Annotated in this window: 24 protein-coding genes; 7 read left to right on the top strand and 17 right to left on the bottom strand. The window is 71.6% G+C overall.

Annotated features, from left to right (window positions below; genetic code table 11):
• The first annotated feature begins 112 nt into the window (after positions 1 to 112).
• Positions 113 to 1,309: a methyltransferase domain-containing protein gene (locus tag GWK25_RS04400; RefSeq protein ID WP_215448563.1), complete on the top strand. Its 1,197-nt coding sequence runs from the start codon at positions 113 to 115 to the stop codon at positions 1,307 to 1,309.
• Positions 1,310 to 1,554: 245 nt separating this feature from the next.
• Here GWK25_RS04400 and GWK25_RS04395 read toward each other — a convergent pair whose 3' ends face one another.
• The 9 genes from GWK25_RS04395 to GWK25_RS04355 form a co-directional block, all read right to left on the bottom strand.
• The gene (locus GWK25_RS04395; protein WP_374200592.1) at positions 1,555 to 2,898 is read right to left on the bottom strand and encodes an RNA polymerase sigma factor; all 1,344 of its coding nucleotides are present in this window, start codon (positions 2,896 to 2,898) and stop codon (positions 1,555 to 1,557) included.
• 110 nt (positions 2,899 to 3,008) lie between these two features.
• Positions 3,009 to 3,365 carry a YciI family protein gene (locus tag GWK25_RS04390; RefSeq protein WP_184904576.1) on the bottom strand — a complete coding sequence of 119 codons (357 nt, stop codon included), beginning with the start codon at positions 3,363 to 3,365 and terminating at the stop codon, positions 3,009 to 3,011.
• 181 nt (positions 3,366 to 3,546) lie between these two features.
• Positions 3,547 to 4,449 carry a MerR family transcriptional regulator gene (locus GWK25_RS04385; RefSeq protein ID WP_215448562.1) on the bottom strand — a complete coding sequence of 301 codons (903 nt, stop codon included), beginning with the start codon at positions 4,447 to 4,449 and terminating at the stop codon, positions 3,547 to 3,549.
• Positions 4,450 to 4,588: 139 nt separating this feature from the next.
• Positions 4,589 to 5,509 carry a phosphatase PAP2 family protein gene (locus GWK25_RS04380; protein ID WP_215448561.1) on the bottom strand — a complete coding sequence of 307 codons (921 nt, stop codon included), beginning with the start codon at positions 5,507 to 5,509 and terminating at the stop codon, positions 4,589 to 4,591.
• Positions 5,510 to 5,615: 106 nt separating this feature from the next.
• The gene (locus tag GWK25_RS04375; protein ID WP_215448560.1) at positions 5,616 to 6,572 is read right to left on the bottom strand and encodes a hypothetical protein; all 957 of its coding nucleotides are present in this window, start codon (positions 6,570 to 6,572) and stop codon (positions 5,616 to 5,618) included.
• Complete coding sequence (locus GWK25_RS04370) at positions 6,569 to 6,910, bottom strand: PadR family transcriptional regulator (protein WP_215448559.1); 342 nt, start codon at positions 6,908 to 6,910, stop codon at positions 6,569 to 6,571. The genes GWK25_RS04375 and GWK25_RS04370 overlap by 4 nt, the downstream gene beginning before the upstream one ends.
• A 199-nt stretch (positions 6,911 to 7,109) precedes the next feature.
• On the bottom strand, positions 7,110 to 8,180 hold the full coding sequence (locus tag GWK25_RS04365; protein WP_374200687.1) for an LCP family protein: 1,071 nt from the start codon (positions 8,178 to 8,180) through the stop codon (positions 7,110 to 7,112).
• An 87-nt stretch (positions 8,181 to 8,267) separates the two neighbouring features.
• Positions 8,268 to 9,617: an endo-1,4-beta-xylanase gene (locus GWK25_RS04360; RefSeq protein WP_215448557.1), complete on the bottom strand. Its 1,350-nt coding sequence runs from the start codon at positions 9,615 to 9,617 to the stop codon at positions 8,268 to 8,270.
• A 216-nt stretch (positions 9,618 to 9,833) separates the two neighbouring features.
• Positions 9,834 to 10,901 carry a LacI family DNA-binding transcriptional regulator gene (locus GWK25_RS04355; RefSeq protein ID WP_215448556.1) on the bottom strand — a complete coding sequence of 356 codons (1,068 nt, stop codon included), beginning with the start codon at positions 10,899 to 10,901 and terminating at the stop codon, positions 9,834 to 9,836.
• Positions 10,902 to 11,022: 121 nt separating this feature from the next.
• Here GWK25_RS04355 and GWK25_RS04350 point away from each other — a divergent pair, with 121 nt between their 5' ends.
• Genes GWK25_RS04350 through GWK25_RS04335 form a run of 4 tightly spaced genes read left to right on the top strand, consistent with a single transcriptional unit; the run spans position 11,023 to position 16,647 of the window.
• The gene (locus GWK25_RS04350) at positions 11,023 to 12,459 is read left to right on the top strand and encodes an ABC transporter substrate-binding protein (protein ID WP_251828703.1); all 1,437 of its coding nucleotides are present in this window, start codon (positions 11,023 to 11,025) and stop codon (positions 12,457 to 12,459) included.
• Positions 12,456 to 13,379: a carbohydrate ABC transporter permease gene (locus GWK25_RS04345; RefSeq protein ID WP_215448555.1), complete on the top strand. Its 924-nt coding sequence runs from the start codon at positions 12,456 to 12,458 to the stop codon at positions 13,377 to 13,379. The genes GWK25_RS04350 and GWK25_RS04345 overlap by 4 nt, the downstream gene beginning before the upstream one ends.
• A 4-nt stretch (positions 13,380 to 13,383) precedes the next feature.
• Entirely contained in the window at positions 13,384 to 14,289 is a 906-nt protein-coding gene (locus GWK25_RS04340; protein ID WP_374105915.1) for a carbohydrate ABC transporter permease, read from the top strand.
• 57 nt (positions 14,290 to 14,346) lie between these two features.
• Complete coding sequence (locus GWK25_RS04335) at positions 14,347 to 16,647, top strand: glycoside hydrolase family 3 N-terminal domain-containing protein (RefSeq protein ID WP_215448554.1); 2,301 nt, start codon at positions 14,347 to 14,349, stop codon at positions 16,645 to 16,647.
• An 11-nt stretch (positions 16,648 to 16,658) separates the two neighbouring features.
• Here the strand turns inward: GWK25_RS04335 and GWK25_RS04330 are convergent, their stop codons facing one another.
• The 5 genes from GWK25_RS04330 to tsaB all read right to left on the bottom strand — a co-directional run bounded on the left by GWK25_RS04330 (position 16,659) and on the right by tsaB (position 19,572).
• A complete protein-coding gene (locus GWK25_RS04330) occupies positions 16,659 to 16,850 on the bottom strand; it encodes a DUF397 domain-containing protein (RefSeq protein ID WP_215448553.1) in 192 nt (63 codons plus the stop codon).
• A gap of 154 nt (positions 16,851 to 17,004) precedes the next feature.
• The gene (locus GWK25_RS04325) at positions 17,005 to 17,265 is read right to left on the bottom strand and encodes a hypothetical protein (protein ID WP_215448552.1); all 261 of its coding nucleotides are present in this window, start codon (positions 17,263 to 17,265) and stop codon (positions 17,005 to 17,007) included.
• Positions 17,262 to 18,389 (bottom strand): tRNA (adenosine(37)-N6)-threonylcarbamoyltransferase complex transferase subunit TsaD, encoded by a 1,128-nt coding sequence (tsaD, locus tag GWK25_RS04320; RefSeq protein WP_374200591.1) that lies wholly within the window; start codon positions 18,387 to 18,389, stop codon positions 17,262 to 17,264. The genes GWK25_RS04325 and tsaD overlap by 4 nt, the downstream gene beginning before the upstream one ends.
• A gap of 14 nt (positions 18,390 to 18,403) precedes the next feature.
• Positions 18,404 to 18,886, bottom strand: a complete 483-nt coding sequence (gene rimI / locus GWK25_RS04315) for a ribosomal protein S18-alanine N-acetyltransferase (RefSeq protein ID WP_215457192.1) — start codon at positions 18,884 to 18,886, stop codon at positions 18,404 to 18,406.
• Between the two features lie 20 nt (positions 18,887 to 18,906).
• Positions 18,907 to 19,572 (bottom strand): tRNA (adenosine(37)-N6)-threonylcarbamoyltransferase complex dimerization subunit type 1 TsaB, encoded by a 666-nt coding sequence (tsaB, locus tag GWK25_RS04310; RefSeq protein WP_215448550.1) that lies wholly within the window; start codon positions 19,570 to 19,572, stop codon positions 18,907 to 18,909.
• 124 nt (positions 19,573 to 19,696) lie between these two features.
• Here tsaB and GWK25_RS04305 point away from each other — a divergent pair, with 124 nt between their 5' ends.
• Entirely contained in the window at positions 19,697 to 20,257 is a 561-nt protein-coding gene (locus tag GWK25_RS04305) for a hypothetical protein (protein ID WP_215448549.1), read from the top strand.
• A 478-nt stretch (positions 20,258 to 20,735) separates the two neighbouring features.
• Here GWK25_RS04305 and tsaE read toward each other — a convergent pair whose 3' ends face one another.
• The 3 genes from tsaE to alr all read right to left on the bottom strand — a co-directional run bounded on the left by tsaE (position 20,736) and on the right by alr (position 23,849).
• Positions 20,736 to 21,260, bottom strand: coding sequence for a tRNA (adenosine(37)-N6)-threonylcarbamoyltransferase complex ATPase subunit type 1 TsaE (tsaE, locus tag GWK25_RS04300; protein WP_215448548.1), 525 nt, complete (start codon positions 21,258 to 21,260; stop codon positions 20,736 to 20,738).
• Complete coding sequence (locus GWK25_RS04295; RefSeq protein WP_215448547.1) at positions 21,226 to 22,473, bottom strand: alpha/beta fold hydrolase; 1,248 nt, start codon at positions 22,471 to 22,473, stop codon at positions 21,226 to 21,228. Before GWK25_RS04295 ends, tsaE begins: the two co-directional genes overlap by 35 nt.
• Positions 22,474 to 22,688: 215 nt before the next feature.
• Positions 22,689 to 23,849 carry an alanine racemase gene (gene alr / locus GWK25_RS04290; RefSeq protein ID WP_215448546.1) on the bottom strand — a complete coding sequence of 387 codons (1,161 nt, stop codon included), beginning with the start codon at positions 23,847 to 23,849 and terminating at the stop codon, positions 22,689 to 22,691.
• 258 nt (positions 23,850 to 24,107) lie between these two features.
• On the opposite strand from alr, the gene glmS reads away from it, so the two are divergent.
• Complete coding sequence (gene glmS / locus GWK25_RS04285; protein WP_215448545.1) at positions 24,108 to 25,955, top strand: glutamine--fructose-6-phosphate transaminase (isomerizing); 1,848 nt, start codon at positions 24,108 to 24,110, stop codon at positions 25,953 to 25,955.
• The last annotated feature ends 10 nt before the right edge of the window (positions 25,956 to 25,965 follow it).

Genomic DNA, 25,965 nt, shown 5'->3' with positions numbered 1-25,965 from the left:
CCATCCACCGACTGGCCCACACCGCCCTCCCTCGGTCCCGTACCTCCCTCTCCCTGGCCCGGACCGCCCTCCCCCTGGCCCCGGCGCCGTCCGCCTGACCGACAATGACCCGGTGAACGACCTCGACCCCGCCACCTTCCTCACCCCCCTCCTCACGCCCGAGGGCCGCGCCCTCCTCGACGAGGTGCGCGACACCGAGCCGGCCCGGGAGCTGGCCGTGGCGACCCGGCTGCGCCGCGACCACCCGGCCGAACTGGTCTCGGCGGCGCTGGCCCAGGCCCGGCTGCGGCAGCGGGCGGCGGCGAAGTTCGGCGCGGCGGACGCGGGGCGGATGTTCTTCACGCCGAACGGGGTCGAGCAGTCGACCAGGACGAGCGTGGCGACGTACCGGGCCGAGCGTCTCCGGACGCTGGGCGTGCGGTCGGTCGCCGATCTGTGCTGCGGGATCGGCGGGGACGCGATCGCGTTCGCGCGCGCCGGGGTCCGGGTGCTGGCCGTCGACCGCGACCCGCTGACCGTGGCGGTGGCCCGCGCCAACGCCGACGCGCTCGGACTGGCCGAGCTGATCGAGGTGCGTGAGGCGGATGTGACGGAGGTGGACACGGACGGGTACGACGCCGTGTTCGTCGACCCGGCCCGGCGTTCCTCCAAGCGCGGCCGGATCTTCGACCCTGAGGCCTACTCCCCGCCCTTGTCCTGGGCCGTGTCGGCCGCGCTGAAGGCGCCGCTCGGCGCGTTGAAGATCGCGCCGGGCATCCCGCACGAGGCGATTCCCCCGGAGGCCGAGGCCGAGTGGATCTCCGACGGCGGGGACGTGAAGGAGGCCGTGCTCTGGTTCCGGGCGGACGGGACGCCGGGGGCGCGGCAGGCGATGCTGCTGCCCGCCGGGGCGGGTGTCCGCGCCACCCCCGCGACGATGCTGCCCGACCCCCCGGTCCGCCCGGTGGGCCGGTACCTGTACGAGCCCGACGGTGCCGTCATCCGCGCCCACCTGGTCGCCGAGGTCGCCGAGGAACTGGCGGGCGGGCTGATCGACCCCACGATCGCCTACGTCACGGCCGACGAGCACCGTGTCACCCCGTACGCGACGGCGTACGAGATCACCGACCGACTGCCCTTCAACGTGAAGAAGCTGAAGGCCCTGCTGCGCGAGCGGGAGGTCGGCATCCTCACGGTGAAGAAGCGGGGGTCGGCCGTCGAACCGGAGGAACTGCGCAAGAAGGTCAAGCCGCAGGGCCGCAACTCGGCCACGGTCTTCCTGACCCGGGTAGCCGGAGCCCCCACCATGCTGATCGGCCACCCGGCGTAGGGGGCGGGCTCCGCCGGGGGTTCCGCCGGGGGTACAGCCGAGGGGTTCCGCCGGGGCGTGCCGCGCGACGTCGCCGCCTGCGGGGCTGCAGGTCGCGCGGCTGTCCCGGCCATCGCCGCGGCCCGACGCGATCGCCGGGACGAGCCGCAGGGGCCCGAGGAGCCGCACGCTGGGCCGTGTCGGGCACGACCCGCACCCTCAGGGCGCGGCGGGACCACGGCTCGCCCCACTCCTCGTCCCGCCCCTCAGACCCCTTCACCGGCCCCTTCACCGGCCCCTGGGGCATCTTCCTCCGCCCGTGCCAGCAGCAGTTCGCGCTCGCGTTCGTTGCGGGTCAGGTCCGCCGCTCGCAGGAACTCCGCTCTGGCCTCCTCCGTGCGGCCCAGGCGGCGGAGCAGGTCTCCTCGGACGCTCGGGAGCAAGTGGTAGTCACGCAGGGCCGGTTCGGCGGTGAGGGCGTCCACGATCTCCAGGGCGGGGCCGGGCCCCTCTGCCATCGAGACGGCGACCGCGCGGTTCAGTTCGACCACGGGCGACGGGGCTCGGGCTGCCAGCAGGGCGTACAGGGTGGCGATCCTCGCCCAGTCCGTCTCCTCGTAGGTGTGCGCCTGCGCGTGGCACGCGGCGATGGCCGCCTGGAGGGCGTACGGGCCGGGTGCGCCGTGCGCGGCGGCGGTGGCGCGGCCGAGCGCGGTGAAGCCCCGGGCGATGAGAAGGCGGTTCCAGCGACGGCGGTCCTGGTCCCGCAGCAGGACCGGCTCCCCGGCGGGCCCCGTGCGGGTCGCCGCCCGCGACTCCTGAAGCTCCAGCAGCGCCACCAGGCCGTGCACTTCGGGCTCCTTGGGCATCAACTGGGCCAGGACGCGCGCCAGTCGGAGGGCGTCCTCGCAGAGCGCCGGGCGCAGCAGGTCGTCGACGGCGGTGGCCGCGTACCCCTCGTTGAAGATCAGGTAGATGACTTCGAGCACCGAGTCGAGGCGGGCCTCGCGGTCGGGGCCGTACGGCACCTCGAAGGCGACGTTCTTCGTGGCCAGCGTGCGCTTGGCGCGGACGACGCGCTGGGCGATCGTCGGCTCGGGGGTCAGGAAGGCGCGGGCGATCTCGGTGGTGGTCAGGCCGCCGAGGAGGCGCAGGGTGAGGGCGATGCGGGCCTCGGCGGACAGCACCGGGTGGCAGGCCGTGAAGACCAGGCGGAGCAAGTCGTCGTCGATGTCGTCCGGGTCGGACGGCTGATCGAGGTACGGTCCCGCCGACTCCAGGTCCCGCCCCACCTCGGCGAGCTTGCGCGCGTACCGCTCCCGGCGGCGCACGAGGTCGATCGCCCGGTGCTTGGCCGTGGCCGTCAGCCAGGCCCCCGGTTTGTCCGGCACGCCGTCCCTCGGCCACTGCTCCAGCGCCGCGACCAGCGCGTCCTGCGCCAGTTCCTCCGCGATGCCGACGTCCCGCACGATCCGTGCGACACCGGCGATGACTCTGGGCGACTCGAGCCGGAAGACGGTCTCGATGGCCGTGTCCGGGTTCCTCTCCGAGGCTCGGCCCCTCCCCGGGTCCGGGTCGGGCGGTCTGTCCGTGGTGGGCTGTGGGGTCACAGCCCACCATCAGACACGACATCCCCGGGTCCCGAGAAGCGGCCGCCCCGCCTGCCGGACTCGGCCGGGCGGACTCGGCCGGCTCAGTCGGACGAACTCGGCCGGGCGGCTCAGCCCTCCGCGATCTCCCGCACCTCGCAGGTCACCGTCCAGTGCTCCTCGTGCACCTTCAGAAATCGCTGGGTCCACTCGATCGCCTCGGCCATGTCCTTGCACTGCATCAGCGCGTAGCCGCCGACGACCTCCTTGGACTCGGTGAACGGCCCGTCCGTCACGGAGAGCTTCCCGCCCTCCCAGCGCACCCTCTTGCCCTGAGCGGTCGGCGTCAGCCCGGCGGTGTCGAGCATGACCCCGGCCTTGGTGATCTCCTCCAGCAGCTCCCCCATCCGCTGCATCAGCTCGGGGCTGGGCCCCTCGGCGGGGGCGGTCTTCTCGTCGATCTGAACCAACGACAGATAGCGCGGCACGGTGACTCCTACGACATCGGCGGGCGGGGGCTTTCCCCGACTCTCACCTCTACGTCGAACGACCGCACCCGGGATCGACACGTCCCACGGATTTTCCGGAGAGTTTTTTCGCCCCCTCCTCGGGGGCCCCTTCACCCCTGCTTCAGCGATCCCTGTCAGGTGCACGAGCGGACACAGGCGATCAGCTGTCCGCGGAGCAGGCGTCGGCCAGGGCCTCGCCGAAGAGTCGTCCGGCGAGCTCCATGCAGCGCATCCGGGCAGGAGAGAAGTCGTAGGGCATCTTGGTGATCGCTGCGGCGGCACTCATCTCTCTGTCCTCCTCCCCTTTCAGGTCGGCGTCGTAGATCTCGAAGATCTTCTCCTCGGCCGCGTCGAGACCAGCTGCCTCGATGGCTTCGTTCAGGGCCATTTGGTGAGCGCATCGCTGTACGGCGAGCTCTTCGACGCGCGGGTCGTCGGGTTCGACGCCGTCGTCGAGAGCGGCCTCGGCCGCCTCGAGACGGTCCTCCTCGGCCCGCAGGTGGGGGTGGGTGGCCAGCACGATGAACGTGCTGGCCTGGATGGCGGCGCCCAGCGGCCCGAAGATCCGTTCCGTGACCAGCAGGGCGTCCAGATCGGAAGGGCGCAGCGCTCCCGGGGGCAGGTGGCCGAGCCGGTCCGTGACCAGTTCGGAGAGCAGCCCCAGCGGGCTGTCCAGCGCCTGCAGGCGCTGGACAGCCGCGCGGCGACGTTTGATGACGGCCTCCTGCGCCGCCAAGGTTTCCTCCAGCCTGCTCAGGACCGACTCGATGTGCGGGGCTTGGTCCGGGGCCTGGCCCGGGGCTTCGTCGCCGGCTTCGTCCCGGGCTTCGCCGAAGGCGGCCCGCATGTCGTCCAGGCTGATACCGGCATCAGCCATCTTGCGGATCCACAGCAGGCGAATCATGTCGTCATAGCCGTAGCGGCGGCGGCCGTCCCCGCCGCGCTCGGGTTCCGGCAGCAGACCGATCTCGTGGTAGTGCCGGATGGCGCGCGGGGTGGTCCCGGCGAACGCGGCGGCATCACCGATCTTGACCTGCCGGGGAGGCGTGAGAGAGGGGTACATCGCAGACAGAGCCTTTCGTGCTGTGATGACCCGACCCCACCACATGCCGCTACGGCATGTGCAACAACCTCATCCGGGTGCCACCGGAGTCAGGCCCTACGAAGGCGGCTCAGGTTCCCGCCCGGAGCCGGCCGGGTGGTCAGCTCAGGTCGGGGCGTGTGCGGCGTGCGGCGCGTGCAGGCCACCCGACTGCGGCGCACCAGACCAGGGCCGCGCATATGAAGGCCGTCGCCGCGGAGACCAGTGACCTTGTGAGGGTGTCGGGCCGTGCGCCGGAAACGAGGGCGACGGCCAAGGCGAGCGTCACGGTGATGACGGGCAGCGCACGGGGGCTCCGCGTGGCGCCTGGCGCGTCGGCCGGCGGCAGCAGCCAGGTTACGAGGCCGTAACAGGCACAGGCGAGCAAGGTGGCTCCCAGCACTTCGCTGGGCCGGTGGCCGCCCATGGTCGCGGTGGCGGCGGCGATGCAGGCGAGCCACAGCACACCGGCCGTGGCGACGTAGGGGCGGACGCGGGGGGACACCACGAGGACGACGGCGAGAGTGAACGCGGCGGGGATGACCGTGTGCCCGCTGGGAAAACCCTGATCAAGGAGATTCTCGGGCGCGCCCACCAGATCGGGGCGGGGCACGGTCGATTTGAACACCTCCTTGGCTCCGATCGCGAGAATGGCGACCCCGAGCGCCGCGCATCCCTGCCGCCAGCACCGTCGCACCAGGGTGAGGAGCACGATGACGGCCAGGCCCGCCATCACGGTGGGCTTGGCGCTCAGTTCCAGCGGCGGCAGGGGCGTCGAGCCGTAGACCGCTCCTGACAGGGGGTAGATCCATGCTGCTTCGCCACCCTGTATGCCGAGGTAGAACCACGGGTTCTCAGCTCGTTGCCCCCATGGCGTGCAGATGGCGAGCAGATAGACCGTCAGGAACCCCAGGGTGTACAGCAGAGCCGGCATCCACGGCCGTGCCGTACGCGACGGGCTGAGGCTGTCGGGGGCCTCGGGGGCCTGTTTCGAGGCCCCCGGACGGTGCGCGGGCAGGGACGGAGAATCGTGCTGGGTCATCGCTCTGTTTCTTCCGTTGGGGGGAGTTGGCACGTCTTGCGGCACGTCGCGCGGCAAGACGTGGGCCGCCGGGCTCGGCCGGCCCACCGGGGCCCGCCGTCTGCCCCTAGTCGGCGAGGGCCTGCGCCTGTCGGCGCTGGGCGGCGATCGCCAGGGCGGGGAGGGGTGCGATCAGCAGGATGAGGACGACCAGGTCCGGAAAGGACTGCATGAAGGCGTCCGGACGGACGACGATCGCCTGCGTGCGGACGAACGCGACCGCCGCGACGGGGATCAGCCACCGGTAGTCGCCGGTGGCGGCCGTCGCCGCCCACGCGGCGAGCAGCGCGGCGACTTCGAGGAGGAACAGACCGCGCTGGAAAGCCGGACTGACGGAGATGATGTGCAGGCCCCCGGCCATGAACATGGCGAGCACGACGGGGGCCAGCCAGCCGTACGAGCGGCGTCGCAGACGGCTGGGACGGCAGAGCGCCAGCACGGCGCACGCGGCGCACAGCACCCCCGCGAGAACCAGGTCACGGGCCGTTATCGGGGCGCCGAGACCGTAGTAACTCAGGCCGGCCTTGCCCTCGTCGCCGAAGAGGATGCGGCCGTCGGGCGTGGCGCCGGCCCAGATCATGGCCGCCGCGGCCGGCAGCGCGATCCACGGCCTGCCACGCAGCAGAGCGATCAGACAGCCCAGCGGGAGCAGCCCGTAGGGCAGCAGCCGTATCCGCGTGGGGCCTTCGGCCCACGGGTACCAGCCGGAGAAGCGGAAGGCCATGGCGTGCTGTCCGGGGTCGATGCGCAGGGCCCAGTGCCACACATCCTGCAAGTACGGAACCAGCGCCAGCGCGGCGAGGGCCAGGGCGGCCAGATGGATGCCGTCCAGCCACCACGGCCGTGCCGTGTCGTCGACGACGGCACGGGCGCGGGCCCGCGCCCCCGCGCGCACCAGGGCGGCGACTTCCCGCGGCGGGGGCCAGGAGCGGCCGGGATACGCCTCGGACAGGCAGGCCAGCACCTCCTCTCCCTGTCGGGATCGGTAGGGCTCGGGATAGACCGCAAGCAGCAGACGGTTCATGCCGGGGCCGCTCCGGCGTCCCGCGAGCGTCCGATGACGACGGCCGCCGCCTGCTGCATCCGCAGCGCCTCCCGGCCGAGCACCTCGGCGCCGTCCTCGGTGAGCCGGTAGTAGCGCCGCGCCCGCCCGTCCACGATCTCCTCATGGCCGGCGGCCACCAGCCCGGCCCGCTCCATCCGCTCCAACGCGCCGTAGAGAGTGCCGACAGCGATCCGGAGCCGCCCGTCGGTGGCCTGCTCGGCGGCCTTGATGATGCCGTAACCGTGCAACGGACCATCCATGAGCGCGGCAAGGATGAAGTACTGCGGTTCCGTCAGAGGCGGACTCTGTCTGGTCATGCATCGAGCATATATCGAGCTACGAAATATATCTGCCAGTCGGAAGATCACCCCCCGACGGGCATGCCGCGGGTCCGGCACACCGCCTACCGGAGCGGCGCTCCGGCCGGACAACTCCGGTACGGCGACGGCTCGCCGGGTCCCGCCGCTGCCCGCCGGTTCCGCGACTGCTCCACGCTCTCCCGAACCCACCCGACCGTCAGGGAAGCAGCGACTCCCACAGCCGCTTCGCCTCCGGCTCGTCCGCCACCACCCGGTTGCGGTCGTACGGGGCCGTGACCACCGGCATCATCACGGTCCTCGTGCCGGCGGAGGACAGGCCCCGCACACTCTCGCCCAGCCTCGTCAGTTCGGTGAGGGAGTCCAGGCCGGTGTCCGTCGTCAGGCTTCCGGTGATCGCGTCGGCGGCCCGGTAGAGCTGGGCCGGGTTGGTCAGCAGGTCGGTCGAGGAGATCTGGTCCAGAAGGGCCTTGACCAGTTTCTGCTGGAGGCCGATGCGGCCGAGGTCGCTGCCGTCGCCGATGCCGTGCCGGGTGCGGGCCAGGGCGAGGGCCTGCTCGCCGTCCAGGTGGTGGGTGCCGGCCCGCAGACTCAGATGGCTGTCCTCGTCGTCGATGTCCTCCTCCGTCGTGACCGTGACGCCGCCGAGGGCGTCGACGAGCTTCGCGAAACCGCCGAAGTCGATCTCGACGTAGTGGTCCATGCGGACGTCCGTCATCGACTCGACGGTCTTCACCGCGCAGACCGGACCGCCGACCGCGTACGCGCTGTTGAACATCACGTCGTACGCCACGGCCGTCGAACCGCCCGACTCCAACGGGCAGGACGGGCGGGTGACGAGGGTGTCCCGGGGAATGCTGACGACCGTCGCCCCGGTGCGGCCCTCGTCGAGGTGGACGACCATCGCCGTGTCCGAGCGCGCCCCCGCCCCCTCACCACCGCCGCCGAGCTTCGCGTTCTCCTTGCCGCTGCGGGAGTCGGAGCCGAGGACGAGGATGTTCAGGGCGCCGCTCGGTGGGGCCTCGGTGGTGGCCGACGCGGACGGCTCCGGGGAGGAGCGGACCTTCGCGGGGCGGTTGTCGCCGAGGGCGGCGTCGATGTCGACGCTGTGGATGTTGTCGTTCAGCCGCCAGAAGGCCCAGCCCGCCCCGCCCGCGCCGACCACGAGGATCCCGGCGAGCAGCCCCCCGGCGATCTTCAGCCGGCGCCGCCGTCCCCCCGGGTCCCCGCTGCCGCCCCCGAACGCGCTTTCTTCACCATTCACGCACAGGAACTTACGTCCGAATTGTTACGGACAGAACCTCATGCCGCCGTTCCTTCGGAAATTCTCAGACTTCTCAGCCCTCTGCAGTCACGCTCAGCCCAGCGTCACCGTCGGCACGGGATTGCTCCCGCTCCAGGTGCCGTTGAAGCCGAAGGTCGCCGAACCGCCGCTCGGTACGCTCCCGTTCCAGGAGGCGTTGGAGCAGCTGACCGCCGCGCCGGTCTGGGCGCAGCTCGCGTTCCAGACCTGGCCGACCTGCTGCCCCGCCCCGAACGTCCAGGTGACCCGCCAGGAGGAGAGCGAGGACCCGGCGTCGCAACGGACGGTCACATTGCCGGTGAAGCCGCTGTTCCACTGGTTCGCGACGCTGTACGAGGCCGCGCAGCCGTTCGGGGTCGGCGGGGGCGTGGTGCCCGTCCCGCCGAGACCGGTCGCGATGCCGTAGTACGCCGGTTTGGGCACGTAGTTCTCGTCGTACGGGGTGGCCGCTCCCTCGCCCGGGAACGTGTCGGGGATCCAGGAGTCGGAGTCGGTGAAACCCCAGACGGTGACGCCGGTGCAGCGGGTCACGGCGACGCAGGCCTTCACCACGGCGTCGTACTCGGTGCGCTGCTGCGCCAGCTTGGCGGCGGTTGCCGGGAGTTGCATACGGATGTCGAGCTCGGTGATGGCGACGTCCAGGCCGAGGTCGGCGAAGCGCTGGATGTTCTGCTGCAGCGTGGAGGGGACCTGTCCGAGGATCAGGTGGGCCTGGAGGCCGACCCCGTCGATGGGGACGCCGCGCGCCTTGAGGTCCCGGACCAGGTTGTAGAGGGCGGTGCTCTTCGCGTTGACGCCCTCGACGTTGTAGTCGTTGATGTAGAGCTTGGCGGCCGGGTCGGCGGCACGGGCGGCGGTCAGGGCCTGGGCGATGTAGTCGGCGCCGAGGCCGTCGTACCAGAGGGTCTCGCGGTAGGTGCCGTCCTCGTCGAAGGGTTCGTTGACCACGTCCCAGGCGGCGAGGCGGCCCTTGTAGCGGCCGACCTCCAGGGCGATGTGGTCGGTCATCAACTGGCTGAGCTGGGCGGGGGGCCAGGTCCCGTTGGTCAGCCAGTTCGGGTTCTGGCTGTGCCAGACGAGGGTGTGGCCGCGCACGTCCTGGCCGTGCGCCTCGGCGAAGTCGACGATCCGGTCGGCCTCGGTCCAGTCGAAGGTGCCCCGGGTGGGTTCGACCGAGCCCCACTTCATGGCGTTGCCGGGGGTGAGCCAGTTGAACTCGCGGGCCGTGATCTCGCCGTAGGTGCCGGTGAGTTTCGAGCCGGTCACCGCGGTGCCGATCGCCTTGTTCTTGGCGGCGGCCAGGTCACGCAGGGGCGGGTCGGCGGCGTGGGCGGTGGGGGCCGTGACCAACAAGGCGGCGAGTGCCACCATGCCGGTGAGCACGGCACTCAGGGAGGGTCTCATTGCGGGTGCCTCCGAAAGTTTCGGTGGTGCATCCGATTGACTTCGGAGGAGTGTGGAGGGGGTTGCCTCGGCCGTCAACACATCAACTTCCGGACACGCGCCCGCCGGGAACGGTTCGTGGCCGGCCGGACCCGTTCGTCGCGGCTGATCACGCCCACACGGCGGAGCCGCCCGCGGATACAGCCCCGCGTCCCTGAAGGCGGCCTCGCCGCCCTTTCAGGACTGCAGGGGCGGCACCGCCGTGCTGCTCCGCACCACGAGGCTCGTCGCCAGTTCCACTCTCGTCGCCGCCGACGGGCCCGCGTCCTGGCGGCCCAGGTCCAGCACCAGGCGGGCCGCCGCCTCGGCCATCTCCATCAGGGGCTGGCGCACGGTCGTCAGCGGCGGCCCCACCCAGCGGGCCACCGGCAGGTCGTCGAAGCCGACGACGCTGAGGTCCTCCGGGATGCGCAGGCCCAGTTCGCGGGCGGCCTCGTAAAGACCGAGGGCCTGGAGGTCGTTCCCGGCGAAGACGGCGGTCGGGCGGTCCGGGCGGCGCAGCAGGTCCAGCCCCAGCCGGTAGCCCGTCTCGTGGTGGAAGTCCCCGGCCTTGATCAGGTCGGCGGCGACCGGCAGCCCGGCGGTCTCCAGGGCGGCCCGGTAGCCGTCGACCCGGGCGCGGCTGCAGATCATCCGCGAGGGTCCGCTGATGGCGCCGATCCGCCGGTGGCCGAGTTCGACGAGGTGGCGGGTGGCGGCCAGGCCCCCCTGCCAGTTGGTGGCGCCGATCGATGGCACGTCGTCGCCGGGGTCGCCCGCCGGGTCCATCACCACGAACGGGATGGAGCGGCTGGTGAGCAGGGCGCGCTGGGACTCGTCCAGCCCCGACAGGACGAGCACGACGCCGTGCGGGCGCCGGGCCGCGACCTGGTCGGCCCAGGTGCGGCCGGGGGTGAGCCGTCCCGCGCTCTCGGAGAGGACGACGCTCAGGCCCTCCTCCCGCGCGATGTTCTCCACGCCCCGGATGACCTCCATGGCCCAGGCGCTCTCCAGCTCGTGGAAGACCAGGTCGATGAGGGGGGACCGGGTCGCCTCGGCGCGTCGGCGGCGGTAGCCGTACTCGCGCAGCAGGTCCTCGACGCGGGTGCGGGTCGCGGGCGCGACGTCCGCTCGGCCGTTGAGCACCTTCGAAACAGTCGGAGCCGAGACGCCGGCCTGGCGGGCGATCTCGGCGAGCGTCGCGGTCTGCGTGGACTGCGACGAACGCGCTCTTGTCTGGATTGCCTCAGGCTTCGCGGGCTTCATGTGCGGGATCGTATCCCTGCGCGACCCCTTGACGAACCCTTTCGACGGCCATACGTTCCCGGAACATTCGAAGTGACATCCGAAACATTCGCACGTCCGAACATTCGCGAAGGGTGCTGTCATGGAGTCGAGCAGAGGCCGGTCCACCGGGGCGACCGCAGGTGGGTCCACCGGGAGCGGCGTGGACGGGTTCACCGGAAGCGGCGTGGACGGGTCCGCCGGAGGCGGCGCGGCCGGCCGGCCGTTCAGCAGGCGCTGGTTCCTCGGCGCGGGGTCCGCCTCGCTGCTCACCGCCGGGCTGGGCGCCGGTCTCACCGGCTGTGGCTCCGGCGGCGGCGCGGGCGGCGGGGACGGCAAGACGCTCACCGCGTTCGTGTACGGCGACGACGCGGTGAAGGTCCAGCAGGCGAGCGTCGACCGGTTCAACAAGTCGGCCGCGGCGAAGAAGGCCGGCGGCACCATCAAGCTCCAGAAGGTCCCCGGCTCCGACTACTCCCCCAAGCTCCGCACGGCGATGGGCTCGCCCGGCGCCCCGGACATCTTCTTCAACTGGGGCGGCGGCTCGATCAAGCCGTACGAGGACGCAGGCAAGCTCGTCGACCTCACCGACATCATCGAGGGCGACCCGGTCCTCAAGAACGGCTTCCTGCCCTCGGTCCTCTCGGCCGGCGATCTGAAGGGCCGCCACTACGGCATCCCGATGCGCGGCATGCAGCCGGTGATCCTCTTCTACAACAAGTCCGTCTTCGCCGAGCACAAGCTGCAGCCGCCCACCACCTGGGACCAACTGCTCGACAACAACGCGAAGCTGAAGAAGGCCGGGATCACCCCCTTCGCCCTCGGCGGCTCCGACCTGTGGCCCAACCTGATGTGGCTGGAGTACCTGGTCGACCGGCTCGGCGGCCCGGAGGTCTTCAAGCGCATCCAGGACGGCGACTTCGAGGGCTGGGGCGACCCCGCGATGCTCAGGGCCGCCGAACTGGTCAAGGAACTCGTCGACGACGGCGCCTTCGGCTCCAAGTTCACCTCGGTGTCGTACGTCAACGGCGGCGCCCCCGCGGTCTTCGCGCGCGGCAAGGCCGCCATGCACCTGATGGGCTCCTGGGAGTACTCCACCCAGCTCGGCAAGTTCCCGGACTTCGCCAAGAGCAACCTCGGCTGGGCCCCCTTCCCGACCGTCGAGGGCGGCACGGGCGACGTCCGCAACGTCGTCGGCAACCCCACCAACTACTGGTCGATCAACGCCCGTACGAAGAACAAGGACCTGGCCGTCGGCTTCCTCAAGGACTGCGCCTCGGAGGCGTACGCGAAGGCCCTCGTCGACAACGGTGACGTGCCGACCACCTCGAACGCGGCCGCGCTCCTCGCCTCCGCGCCGAACCCCGAGTACGCGAAGTTCCAGTACGACATGGTGCAGAAGGCACCCGCCTTCACACTCTCCTGGGACCAGGCGCTCGGCGACGGGATCGGCACCAAGATGCACACGGAGATAGGCAAGCTGTTCGCGGGCAAGTCCTCGCCGAGCGAGTTCGTGACGGCGTGCAAGGGGCTCAAGTGACCGTCACGGTCGAGAAGGCCCCGACGCCGGGAAAGGGACCGGCGGCGCGGAAGGGACCGGAGCACCGCGCGAGCCGCGCCGGCCGTCCGCACGCCGCCTGGGCCCTTCCCGGTGTCCTGTTCTTCACGTTCTTCGCGGTCGTCCCGATGGCCCTCGCCCTCTACCTCTCCTTCACCAGCTGGGACGGCCTCGGTGACCCCCGGCCCGTGGGCCTCGACAACTGGAAGAAGCTCCTCGACGACCCGCGGATGACCCAGTCCCTGTGGCTGACCGTCGTCCTGACGGTCGCCAGCTGGGTCTTCCAGACGGTCATCGCCCTGCTGCTCGGCGTCTGGGCGGCGGGCCGGCAGCGCAACCGCGCGATCCTCTCCGCGATCTTCTTCGTGCCGTTCCTGCTCTCCTCGACCGCCATCGCGATCCTGTTCTACGCCCTGCTCGACCCGAACTTCGGCATCATCCAGGCGGACACCCTGGGCTCGCAGAGCGGCGCGTTCCTCGCGATCGTCTTCGTCGGCGGCTGGCAGTTCATCCCCTTCCACACCCTGATCTACCAGGGCGGGGCTCGTCAGATCCCCGAGGTCCTCTACCAGGCCGCCGCCATCGACGGCGCCGGCCGCTACCGCCAGTTCTTCTCGATCACGCTGCCGCAGCTGCGGCACACGATCACCACGTCCACGGTCCTGATGGTCGTCGGCTCCCTGACCTACTTCGAGACGGTCCTGATCCTCACCAAGGGCGGCCCCGGCACGGACACCGCGATCCTGCCGTACCTGATGTACGAGGCCGGCTTCAAGACGTACGACTTCGGCTACGCGAGCGCCATCGCGTCGTTCCTGGTCATCGCCGCTACGGGCCTCTCACTGGTCCTGGTCCGGCTGACCGGCTTCGGCGCCATGCGCAGCACCCGCGAAGGGATGTGACGGAGTGTCACACGACACGTTGGCGCGCCCCGCGAGCACCCGACAGCCGGACGGGAGCCCGTCCACGGAGCCACCCCGGCGCCGACGGCACTGGACCCGGCGGCCCAACCCGGTGGCGGGCCTCGGCGCGTTCGTCTGGCTGGTCGTCGTCCTGATCCCGATCTACGCGATGCTGTCGGCCTCCCTCACGGGCGCGGACAAGGCATTGACGGGCAACCCCCTGAAGCCTCCCACGGACCCGACGCTCGACAACTACAACACCGTCCTCACCAGCGGCTTCGGCCATCTGCTGAGCAACACGGCGATCGTCGCGGTGTCGGTCGTGGGCATCGTCCTGGCCCTGTCCATCCCACTGGCGTACGTGGCGGTCCGCACCCGGGACCGCTGGTCGAACGCCGCCTTCCGCCTGTTCCTCCTGGGCGTGGCGATCCCGGCCCAGGCAGTGGTCGTCCCGTTGTATTTGCTGATCGCCAAACTCGACCTCTACGACACCCTCCTGGCCGTCATCCTCCCGACGGCGGCCTTCGCGATGCCCGTCTCGGTCCTGGTCCTGGTGGGCACCCTCCGGGACGTCTCCGAGGACCTGTACGAGGCGATGGCCCTGGACGGCGCGTCCCCGCTGCGGGTGCTCTTCCAGCTGACGATCCCGCTCGCCAAGGGCGGCATCAGCACGGTCGTCATCTTCTCGGCGCTCCAGGCCTGGAACGGCTTCCTCTTCCCACTGATCTTCACCCAGTCCGACGGACCCCGGGTCCTCACCCTCGGACTGTTCAACTACGTCAGCCAGTTCGGCGTGAACATCCCCGCCCTGCTCGCCTCGGTCGTCCTGTCCGGCATCCCGATCTTCGCCGTGTACCTGGTGGCGCGGCGGGCGCTGGTGGGCGGGTTGATGGGCGTGGGCGGCAAGTGACTCACCTGCTCCGGCACCCGCGACCTTCTGAAACTCGCCGACCCCTGAAGGAGTTTCATGACAACCCCTTGGCGTGACCCGGCCCTGCCCGCAGCGGCCCGGGTCGACGACCTGCTCTCCAGGATGACCCTGGAGGAAAAGACCGCGCAGCTGTACGGCGTGTGGGTGAAGAACGACGCGAACGGCGAGGACATCGCCCCCGACGAGGCGGGCATGACGGAGGCGTTCGACTTCGACGAGCTGATCACCCGGGGCCTCGGCCAGCTCACCCGGGTCTTCGGCACGGCTCCCCTCGACCCGGCCGAGGGCGCCAAGGTGCTGGCCCGCTTCCAGCGCCGCATCATGGCCGCGAGCCGTTTCGGCATCCCGGCCGTCGCCCACGAGGAGTGCCTGGCCGGTTTCACCAGCTGGCGCGCGACGGCGTACCCGGTCCCCCTCGCCTGGGGCGCGACCTTCGACCCCTCGCTCGTCGAGGAGATGGCCCGGAACATCGGCCACGACATGGCGTCGGTCGGTGTCCACCAGGGCCTGTCCCCCGTCCTGGACGTCGTCCGCGACCCGCGCTGGGGACGGGTCGAGGAGACCGTGGGCGAGGACCCGTACCTGGTGGGCACCATCGGCTCGGCGTACGTACGGGGCCTGGAGTCCGCCGGGATCGTCGCCACGCTGAAGCATTTCGCCGGGTACGCCGCCTCGGTGGGCGCCCGCAACCACGCGCCCGTGCGCGCGGGCGTCCGCGAGTTCGGCGACGTGGTCCTGCCGCCCTTCGAGATGGCGCTGCGGGAGGGCGGCGCCCGCTCGGTGATGGCGGCCTACACGGAGACCGACGGCATCCCCGTGTCGGCCGACCGGGCCCTGCTCACGGAACTCCTCCGCGACGACTGGGGCTTCACCGGCACGGTCGTCTCCGACTACTTCGGCATCGGCTTCCTGGAGACCAACCACCGGGTGGCGGGCAGCCGGGCGGAGGCCGCGCACGCCGCGCTGGCCGCCGGTGTCGACGTGGAGCTGCCGAGCCTGCGCTGCTACGGCGAGCCCCTGATCGAGGCCGTGAAGGCGGGCGAGATCCCCGAGTCCCTGGTGGACGTGGCCGCCCGCCGCGTCCTGCTCCAGAAGTGCGAACTGGGCCTTCTGGACGAGGACTGGAGCCCCGAGCCGGCCGCCCCCGCCGCCGACCTGGACCCCCCGCGCAACCGCGCCCTGGCCCGTCGCCTGGCCGAGGAGTCGGTGGTCCTGCTGGACAACCCCGGCGCCGTGCTGCCGCTCGCGCCCGACCTCAGGATCGCGGTCGTGGGCCCCCGCGCCGACGACCCGCTGGCCATGCTGGGCTGCTACTCCTTCCCGTCCCACGTCCTGCCCGCCCACCCCGGCACCGCCCTCGGCATCGAGATCCCGACCGTCCTGGACTCCCTGCGCACGGAACTCCCCGACGCGAAGATCACGTACGCCGCCGGCAGCACGGTCGACGGCGCCGACACCGACGGGTTCCCCGAGGCGGTCGCCCGTGCCTCCGAGGCCGACGTCTGCGTGGCGGTCCTCGGCGACCGCGCCGCGCTCTTCGGCCGTGGCACCTCCGGCGAGGGCTGCGACGCGGAGGACCTCCGGCTGCCGGGCGTCCAGGGGAAGCTGCTGGACGCGCTGGTCGCCACGGGCACGCCGGTGGTCCTGCTCCTCCTGACCGGCCGCCCCTACGCGCTGGGCCGCTGGAACGGCCGGCTGGCGGCCACCGTCCAGGCGTTCTTCCCCGGGGAGGAGGGCGGCCCGTCGGTGGCGGGAGTGCTGTCGGGCCGCATCTCCCCCTCCGGCCGCCTCCCGGTCAGCGTCCCGGACCGCCCCGGCGGCCAGCCGTGGACGTACCTCCAGCCGCCCATGGGCCTGCTCGGCGGCGCGAGCAGCATCGACCCGACGCCGCTGTACCCCTTCGGACACGGTCGCTCGTACACGACGTTCGCGTGGACGGACTTCGAGGACGAGGGTGTCGGGGATGAAGGGCACGACGTGTCGGTGACAGTCCGCAACACGGGTGAGCGGGCGGGCGCGGAGATCGTGCAGCTGTACCTGCACGACCCGGTGGCCTCGGTGACGCGTCCCGACATCCGCCTGATCGCCTATCAGCGGCTGGAGTTGGGGCCGGGGGATGCCTCGCGTGTCACGTTCCGCTTCCACCCCGACGTCTCGTGCTTCACGGACCGCTCAGGACGGCTCGTGGTGGAACCGGGCGCCCTGGAACTGCGCCTGGGCGCGTCGAGCACGGACATCCGCCACCGGGTGGGGCTGACGCTGGAGGGCCCGGTACGGGAGGTCGGCTCGGACCGCCGGCTGCACTGCGGGACGGAGGTCCGGACCGTGGAGAGCTGAAGTCCGCGGTTTCAGTCCGCCTGGGCCGCCGCGTGCACGACGAACGCGGCCCAGGCGGCGAGGCCGAGACCGAGGTGGGGACGGGTGGTGTCCTTGGAGTCGCGGACGTGGACGGTGGTGGGGGTGGGGGCGACCTCTATGCAGCTGTCACCCTGGTCCGTGCTGTAGCTGGCCTTGAACCAAGCGAGTTCGGCGGTAGCCACAGGGTTCCTCGCAGTCGCTCCAACAAGCTCACGGAGTCCTCCGGGGTGAGAGCCTTCGACCGCAGTTTCACATAACGCTGGTTGAGGAGAGCCATGTCCTTCGCGTCAGCGATGAGCCGACCGTTCGTCGGCGAACGCCGGCACCGACGCGGACTCACGACCCCAGCGACTCGAACCGCCACCGGTGCACGGCCCGACTGACCAACTCCCCATCCGGCTCCGGCAGTTCGGGCAGCTCGGCGTCGTACGCCGCGTCCCACCACGTGATGACCAGCACCCGGTCCTGCGGCGCCCGGAAGGTCTCGCGCCGCACCGGCCGTACGGAAAGCTCCTGGACCTGCTCCCGTGCCCAGGCGAGAAGCTCCTCTCCTCGCCCGGCCACCGCCCGCGCCTCCCACATCAGCGCGACCGTCACGAGTAAAGGTTCTCCTTGCTGACCTCGTGCACGTGATCGTGCCCATGCCCATGCCCGTGGTCATGCGCGCGCCCGGAAGCGACCCCCGGCACATGCGGATCCGTCACCGGCAGCGAAGAGTCCGCCGACAGGTCCCAGTCCGAAGCGGAGCGCCCCCGCGCGACCATCTCCGCGCCCAGCGCGGCCACCATCGCCCCGTTGTCCGTGCACAACTTGGGCCGGGGCACCCGGAGTCGGATGCCGGCGGCCTCGCAGCGTTCCTGGGCGAGGGCCCGGAGCCGGGAGTTGGCGGCGACACCGCCGCCGATCATCAGGTGGTCGACGCCCTCGTCCCGGCAGGCCCGTACGGCCTTCCTGGTCAGCACGTCCACCACGGCCTCCTGGAAGGACGCGGCGACGTCCCGCACCGGAACGTCCTCCCCGGCCGCCCGCTTGGCCTCGATCCAGCGGGCCACGGCGGTCTTCAGCCCGGAGAAGGAGAAGTCGTAGGCGGGATCGCGGGGCCCGGTCAGCCCGCGCGGGAAGGCGATGGCCGTAGGGTCCCCCTCCTTCGCGTACCGGTCGATGACCGGGCCGCCCGGGAACCCGAGGTTCAGCACGCGCGCGATCTTGTCGAAGGCCTCGCCCGCCGCGTCGTCGATGGTCGCGCCCATCGGCCGGACGTCCGACGTGATGTCCGTCGACAGCAGCAGCGACGAGTGGCCGCCGGACACCAGCAGCGCCATCGTCGGCTCGGGCAGCGCCCCGTGCTCCAGCTGGTCGACGCAGATGTGGGAGGCCAGGTGGTTCACCCCGTAGAGCGGCTTGCCCAGCGCGTACGCGTACGCCTTGGCGGCCGAGACGCCCACCAGGAGCGCGCCCGCGAGCCCCGGCCCGGCGGTGACGGCGATCCCGTCCAGGTCCTTCGCGCTCACCCCCGCTTCCTGCAGCGCGCGGTCGATGGTCGGGACCATCGCCTCCAGGTGCGCCCGGGAGGCGACCTCGGGCACCACGCCACCGAACCGGGCGTGCTCGTCGACGCTCGACGCGATCGCGTCGGCCAGCAGGGTCGTCCCGCGCACGACGCCGACGCCGGTCTCGTCGCAGGAGGTCTCGATCCCCAGGACCAGCGGTTCGTCAGCCATTGACCTTGCCATCCCTAGCCATTGATCTCGGTTCCTTGTACGGATGTGGAAGGGTCGTTGAGGCGCATGACCAGCGCGTCCACGTTCCCCGGCTGGTAGTAGCCGCGGCGGAAGCCGATCGCCTCGAAGCCGAAGCGTTCGTAGAGCTTCTGGGCGCGGACGTTGTCGACCCGGCATTCGAGCATCACCTGGGCGCACTCGAAGGCGGTGGCGGCCCGCAGCAGCTCGGTGAGGATCAGCGCGCCGAGGCCGGTGCCCCAGTGCTCCCGGGCGACGGCGATGGTCTGGACGTCGGCGGTGTCCCCGGCGGAGGCCAGACCTCCGTAGCCGACGATCCGCCCGTCCTCGTCCGGGGACACGGCGACCACGTACCGACGGGTGGCGTTCGGGCCCCGCGCGTGGGCGAGGTCCGACCAGAACATGCCCCGGGACCAGGCGTCCTCGGGGAAGAGGTCCTTCTCCAGCTCCAGGACGGGCTCGATGTCCCACCAGCGCATCTCGCGCAGCACCGAGGTCGTCACTTGGGGGTGACCACCTTGTAGTTCTTGGGGACCTGAGCGTCGGGCCGGCGCAGGTACAGCGGCCGGGGCGCCGGCAGCTCCTCGCCGGCCGCGAGCCGTTCCGCGGCGAGCGCGGCGAGGGCGGCGGCACTGACGTGCTCGGGCGCGCGGGCGTCGGTGAAGGTGTCGGGGTACAGCAGCGCGCCCGCCCCCACGGCGGGGAGGCCGGCCACCGTGTCCGCGATCTCGGCGGGCCGGTCGACGGCCGGCTCGGTCGCTCTCGTGCGCGCGTCCTCGTACCGCGCCCAGTACACCTCCTTGCGCCGGGCGTCGGTGGCGACCACGAACGGCCCCTCGACGGTCCCCTCGGCCCCGGCCGCGTACGCGAGCCCGTCGAGGGTGCACAGACCGTGGACGGGGACCCCGAGGGCGAGGCCGAAGGTGTCGGCGGTCATGAGGCCGACGCGCAGCCCGGTGTAGGGGCCGGGACCGATGCCCACGACGATGCCGGTGACGGCGTCGAGGCGGGTGCCCGCCTCGGCGAGGACCCGGTCGACGGCGGGCAGCAGGAGTTCTCCGTGGCGTCGCGCGTCCACCTGGCTCGACGAGGCGACGACATCCGTCCCGTCGTGCAGCGCGACGGTGACGGCGGGGGTGGCGGTATCCAGAGCGAGCAAGAGCACGCAAACAGCCTACGGCGCTTCGGCCCGGGCCACGGCCGACCCGGTGCACGCTCCCCCTGCTGCTACCGTCACAGCACAGACGTACTTCAAGGGCGTACGTGGGTACGAGAGGTGGGCGCAGAAGGTGGCCAGTAGCAGCTCGGGATTCGTGGCCGGGCTCACCGCGGCGGCCATCGCCGCAGTCGGTTTCCTCACCTACCAGGCGTCGGCGAAAGCGCCGGACGACCTGGGGAAACCGTCCGCATCAAAGTCTCCGAAGGCCAAGCAGTCCAAGGCTCCCGGCAAGGGGAAGAAGGACACCGACGAGGTCCTCCCCGACGACTCGGGCACCGGCGAGCGGGTCGTCTACTCCCTCGACGAGGACCGTGTCTGGCTGGTCGGCGCCAACGAGAAGGTCACCCGCACGTTCGAGGTCACCCCGAGCACGGTCGACCCCACTCCCGCCACGTACACGGTCTCGTCCCGCTCGGCCGCCATCACCGGATCGGACGGCACCCCGATCGAGCACGTCGTCCGCTTCGCCTCGGTCGACGGCATCTCGGTGGGCTTCAGCGCGGCGGTCGACGGCTCCACCCCCCGCCCCGACCCCACCACGAAGACGGGCGGCATCCGGGAGTCCCGCAAGGACGGCAAGGCGATGTGGCTCTTCGCAGGCATCGGCACGAAGGTGGTCGTGGTGGAGTAGGGGGCCCTGCCCTTCTGGCCGCCTGCAGCGCCCGCCGCTCCGCTCAGGGGCACGGGGAACTGCGCGAGAACCCCCACCGAACCCGCAGCCGCCCCACCACCACAACCACCCCGCCCGGAGCGCAAACGCCTACGCAGCCTTGGGGCACCGTCGATCCCCAGGCCCACGCTCCTCCTGCTTGACCGGCGGAGCCGGCGGCGGCGTGGAAATGACCTTCGCCGCCGCACAGGACGCCAAAAGGTCCCACATCGACACCCCGCCCGCCCCGGAGGGAACCCGCTCTGCTGTAGGCATGGACGCCTCCTGGTGCCACGGCAACCAAGTTAGGTACACCTAACCAAGGACTGGTTACCATGTGACCACGCCGAGGACGGCCGACGCAACATCTTGCCGACAGCTTGTCGGAACAGACGACAGCCGGACCGATGTCGGGACCGACAGCCGGACCGACGGGCGGTGACGACACGTCCACCAGCCGTTACGCGGACAGCGCCCCGAGCTCCACGGCCGCCCACCGTTCACCCAGTCCGGTGACCGCCACATGCCGTACCTCGTCCGTCGTGTCCCCGACCGCCCGGTGGATGACGACATTCAGCCGGTCGTCGGTCAACTCCTCGACCTTGCCCTCGCCCCACTCGACGACGATCACCGAATCCGGCAGCGAGACATCGAGGTCGAGATCCTCCATCTCGTCCAGCCCGCCGCCCAGGCGGTACGCGTCGACATGGACGAGCGGCGGCCCCGCCCCGAGCGACGGATGGACCCGGGCGATGACGAAGGTCGGCGAGGTGACGGCCCCGCGCACCCCGAGCCCCTCGCCGAGCCCCCGGGTGAGCGTCGTCTTCCCGGCGCCCAACTCCCCGTTGAGCATCACGAGATCACCCGCACGCAGGAGCTTGGCCAGGCGACGGCCCAGCTCCAGCATCTGGTCGGGCGACTGGACGGTGATCTGAAGAGCCGCCCCGGACTCACCCGGGACGTGCGGTGCTGCTGGCGCTTCCATAACCACTTACGGTAGCCCCCGCCGGCACGGCCCCCGCGCGGGTGAGCAGGTCGGCCAGCCGGTCGGTCACCACCTCGGGGTGCTCCAGCATCACCAGATGCCCCGCGTCCGGCACGAGCACCAGCTCCGCGTCCGGCAGCAGATCGGCGATGGCCTCGCTGTGCTCGCTCGGGGTGACCAGGTCCTTGACCCCGGCCAGCACGAGCACCGGCAGCTCGGTGAAGGTCGCCAGCGCCTCGGTCTTGTCGTGCTCGGTGAACGCCGGGTAGAACTCGGCGACGACGTCGATGGGCGTGCCCTCGATCATCCGTTCGGCGAACCGCGCGACCGCCGGGTCGACGTCCCGCGACGCGAACGAATACCGCTTGATGATCCCGGCGAACAGATCGGCCGTCGCCCGCCGTCCCCGCTCCACCAGCGCGGCCTGCTGCCCGAGCGCCCTCAGCACCCCCGGCAGCACCCTCCGCACCGCGTTGACGCCGGCGACGGGCAGCCCGAAGTTGACCTCGCCGAGCCGCCCCGACGACGTACCGACCAGCGCGACGGCGACGACCCGCTCACGGATCAGCTCGGGGTAGTGCGCGGCCAGCGCCATCACGGTCATACCGCCCATGGAGTGGCCGACGAGCACGATGGGCCCCTCGGGCACCGCCGCGTCGATGACGGCCTTGAGGTCACGGCCGAGCTGGTCGATGGTGACCGGCAGCCCGTCGCGCAGCTGGGCCGCCCCGCGCCCGGAACGGCCGTGGCTGCGCTGGTCCCAGTGCACGGTCCGCACGACACCGCGCAGCGCGGCCCGCTGGAAGTGCCAGGAGTCCTGGTTGAGGCAGTAGCCGTGGCTGAAGACGACGGTGACGGGGGCCGGGGCCTTGCGGCCGAACAGGCGGCGCCTGCGGGGCGAGAGACCCGCCTCGGGCTCGACGTCGTCGACCTCGTAGTACAGCTCGGTGCCGTCGTCGGCCACCGCCTTGGCGGGGACGCCGCGCAGCGCCCCGTACGGGCCGGTGGAATCGAGCGCCAGACGGGCCTTCCGGCGCATGCCGCGCCCGACGGTGAGCCGCTCTATGGCGACACCGGCCGCCGCGCCCGCCGCGACGACGCCTATCGCCGCCCCCGCGACCCCGGCTCTGCGCCAGATCCCGTCGCCGGAAGCGGCCGTGGCGGCGGCCGCGCTCGCCACGGCCTCCACGGCCTCGGCGCTGCTCTCGCTCACGTCCCGCTCCTCTTCGCCGACCTGTTCGGTACTACTCTCGCTCCGCACGCCTGTACGGAGTTACCCGTCTCGTTCGTCTTTCACGTACTCATGTACTTGCTCATGCACTTACTCGAGCGCTTGGTCATGCACTTACTCGTGCCCTGCTCGTGCCCTTACTCGTGCTCGGCTGCCCGGGATTTCCATCCTCACGGGCCCCGGTCCTGCGCGCCCGCTCACTCACCCGTGTTGACGTAGACGCGCGGGACGCGGGTTCCGATGCGCGTGACGATCTCGTACGCGATGGTCCCGGCCGCCTTCGCCCAGTCCTCGGCGGTCGGTTCACCGCCCTCCCCGGAGCCGAACAGCACGACCTCGTCCCCGGCTGCGGGTTCGTCCCCGCCGAGGTCGACGACGAACTGGTCCATGGCCACCCGGCCCGCGACCGTCCGCCACTTGCCGCCGACCAGCACGGGCCCGCTGCCGGAGGCGTGCCGGGGGATGCCGTCCGCGTAGCCGACCGGGACCAGACCGAGGGTCGTGGCGCCCGGAGTGACGTAGTGGTGCCCGTAGCTGACGCCGTGCCCGGCGGTGACGTGCTTGACCAGCGCCAGCGAGGCGCTGAGCCGCATCACGGGCCGCAGCCCGAGGTCGGCGGAGCTGCCCAGCTCCGGGCTGGGCGAGATGCCGTAGACCGCGATGCCCGTCCGTACGAGATCGAAGTGCGCGTCCGGCCGGGTGAGCGTGGCGGGCGAGTTGGCGATGTGCCGCACCTCGGGGCGGACGCCCCGGCCCTCCGCGTACGCGACCATGTCGCGGAAGCGGGTGAGCTGGGCGTCGATGGAGGGGTGCCCCGGCTCGTCGGCGCACGCGAGGTGCGACCAGAGTCCGGTGACCCTCACGAGGCCCTCGGCCTCCGCTCGCAGCGCCTCGGCGACCAACTCCGGCCAGTCCTCGGGCTGGCAGCCGTTGCGTCCGAGCCCGGTGTCGGCCTTCAGCTGCACCCGGGCGCGCAGGCCTGCCTGCCGCGCCGCTTCGGCGACCTCCCGCAGCGCCCACAACCCGCTGACCGCGACATCGAGATCCGCCTCGATCGCCTCGCGCCAGGGCCCGCCCGGCGCCCACAGCCAGCACATCAGCCGCCCCGACAACCCCGCCGCGCGCAGGGCCAACGCCTCCTCGGGCGTGGCCGTCCCCAGCCAGGTGGCCCCCGCCTCGACCGCCGCCCGCGCACAGCGCACCGCGCCGTGGCCGTAGGCGTCGGACTTGACCACGGCCATCAGCGCGGCGCCCGGGGCCGAGGCGCGCAACGTCCGCACATTGGCCCGCAGGGCATCCAGATCGATCTCCGCCCGGGCCCGAAGGGGCGCGTGCGGCACAGGTGCTGTCTCACTCATGTCAGCCCCAGTGTCGCATTGGGCATGGCAGCCTCATCGGACGGGCGCAGCCCGGTTCGATGAGGGGCACGGCGCGGTATCGATCTGCGGCTCCCCCGCGTGGGCGCGACCAGCCACGACACACCCGCACTCCGCCACGCACAGAAACCACCCACCCCGAACGCGATGCACTGACTCGCCGCCGAACTGTCACGTACAGTCACCCACGACACACGACAGGTCGCAAACGGCACAACACGGCACAACACAGGGGTTGCTATGTGCGGAATCGTGGGATACGTCGGCTCGCAGTCCGCCCTCGACGTGGTCCTCGCCGGACTGAAGCGGCTGGAGTACCGCGGGTACGACTCCGCCGGCGTGGCAGTGCTCGCCGACGGGGGCCTCGCCGCCGCGAAGAAGGCCGGGAAACTGGTCAACCTGGAGAAGGAGCTGGTCGGCCGCCCGCTGCCGACGGGCTCGACCGGCATCGGCCACACCCGCTGGGCCACCCACGGCGGCCCCACGGACGCCAACGCCCACCCGCACCTCGACAACGCGGGCCGGGTCGCCGTCGTCCACAACGGCATCATCGAGAACTTCGCCGCGCTGCGCGCCGAACTGGCCGAGCGGGGCCACACCCTCACCTCCGAGACGGACACCGAGGTCGTCGCCCACCTCCTCGCCGAGGAGTTCTCCTCCTGCGACGACCTCGCGGAGGCGATGCGGCTGGTGTGCCGGCGCCTGGAGGGCGCGTTCACCCTGGTCGCGGTGCACGCGGACGCGCCGGACGTGGTCGTGGGCGCCCGCCGCAACTCGCCCCTGGTGGTCGGCGTCGGCGAGGGCGAGGCCTTCCTCGCGTCGGACGTGGCCGCGTTCATCGCCCACACCCGCTCCGCGATCGAGCTGGGCCAGGACCAGGTGGTCGAACTGCGCCGCGACGGTGTGACGGTGACCACCTTCGACGGCCGCCCCGCAGACGTCCGCTCGTACCACGTCGACTGGGACGCGTCGGCGGCGGAGAAGGGCGGCTACGACTACTTCATGCTCAAGGAGATCGCCGAGCAGCCCAAGGCGGTCGCCGACACGCTCCTCGGCCGGATCGACGCCGCGGGCTCGCTGTCCCTGGACGAGGTCCGCATCCCCGACCGGGAGCTGCGCGAGCTGGACAAGGTGGTCATCGTCGCCTGCGGTACGGCGTTCCACGCGGGCCTCATCGCCAAGTACGCCATCGAGCACTGGACCCGTATCCCGTGCGAGGTGGAGCTGGCGAGCGAGTTCCGCTACCGCGACCCGATCCTCGGCCCGCGCACCCTGGTCATCGCCATCTCCCAGTCCGGCGAGACCATGGACACGCTGATGGCGCTGCGGCACGCCCGCGAGCAGGACGCCCGGGTCCTCGCCATCTGCAACACCAACGGCTCGACGATCCCCCGCGAGTCCGACGCGGTCCTCTACACCCACGCGGGCCCCGAGGTGGCGGTCGCCTCGACGAAGGCGTTCCTCACCCAGTTGGTGGCGTGCTACCTGGTGGCGCTGTATCTCGGGCAGGTACGGGGCACCAAGTGGGGCGACGAGATCCGGGCCGTGATCCGCGACCTGTCCCGGATCTCGTGCGAGGTGGAGCGGGTGCTCGAAACGATGGAGCCGGTACGGGAGTTGGCCCGCACCCTGGCCGACAAGAACACGGTGCTGTTCCTGGGCCGCCACGTGGGGTATCCGGTCGCCCTGGAAGGCGCCCTGAAACTCAAGGAGTTGGCCTATATGCACGCGGAGGGCTTCGCGGCGGGCGAGCTGAAGCACGGTCCGATCGCCCTGATCGAGGAGGACCTCCCGGTGGTCGTCGTGGTCCCCTCCCCGGCGGGCCGCTCCCTCCTCCACGACAAGATCGTCTCCAACATCCAGGAGATCCGCGCGCGGGGCGCCCGCACGATCGTCATCGCGGAGGAGGGCGACGAGGCGGTCGTCCCCTACGCCGACCACCTGATCCGCGTCCCGGCGACCCCGACGCTCCTGCAGCCCCTGGTCGCCACGGTCCCCCTCCAGGTCTTCGCCTGCGAACTGGCCACGGCCCGCGGCAACGAGGTGGACCAGCCGCGCAACCTGGCGAAGTCGGTGACGGTGGAGTGAGCGGCCGCGG

The sequence above is a fragment of the Streptomyces sp. ATCC 21386 genome (assembly GCF_018728545.1).
In the GTDB taxonomy this organism is placed as follows: domain Bacteria; phylum Actinomycetota; class Actinomycetes; order Streptomycetales; family Streptomycetaceae; genus Streptomyces.
This window is presented reverse-complemented; position numbering and strand designations above follow the sequence as displayed.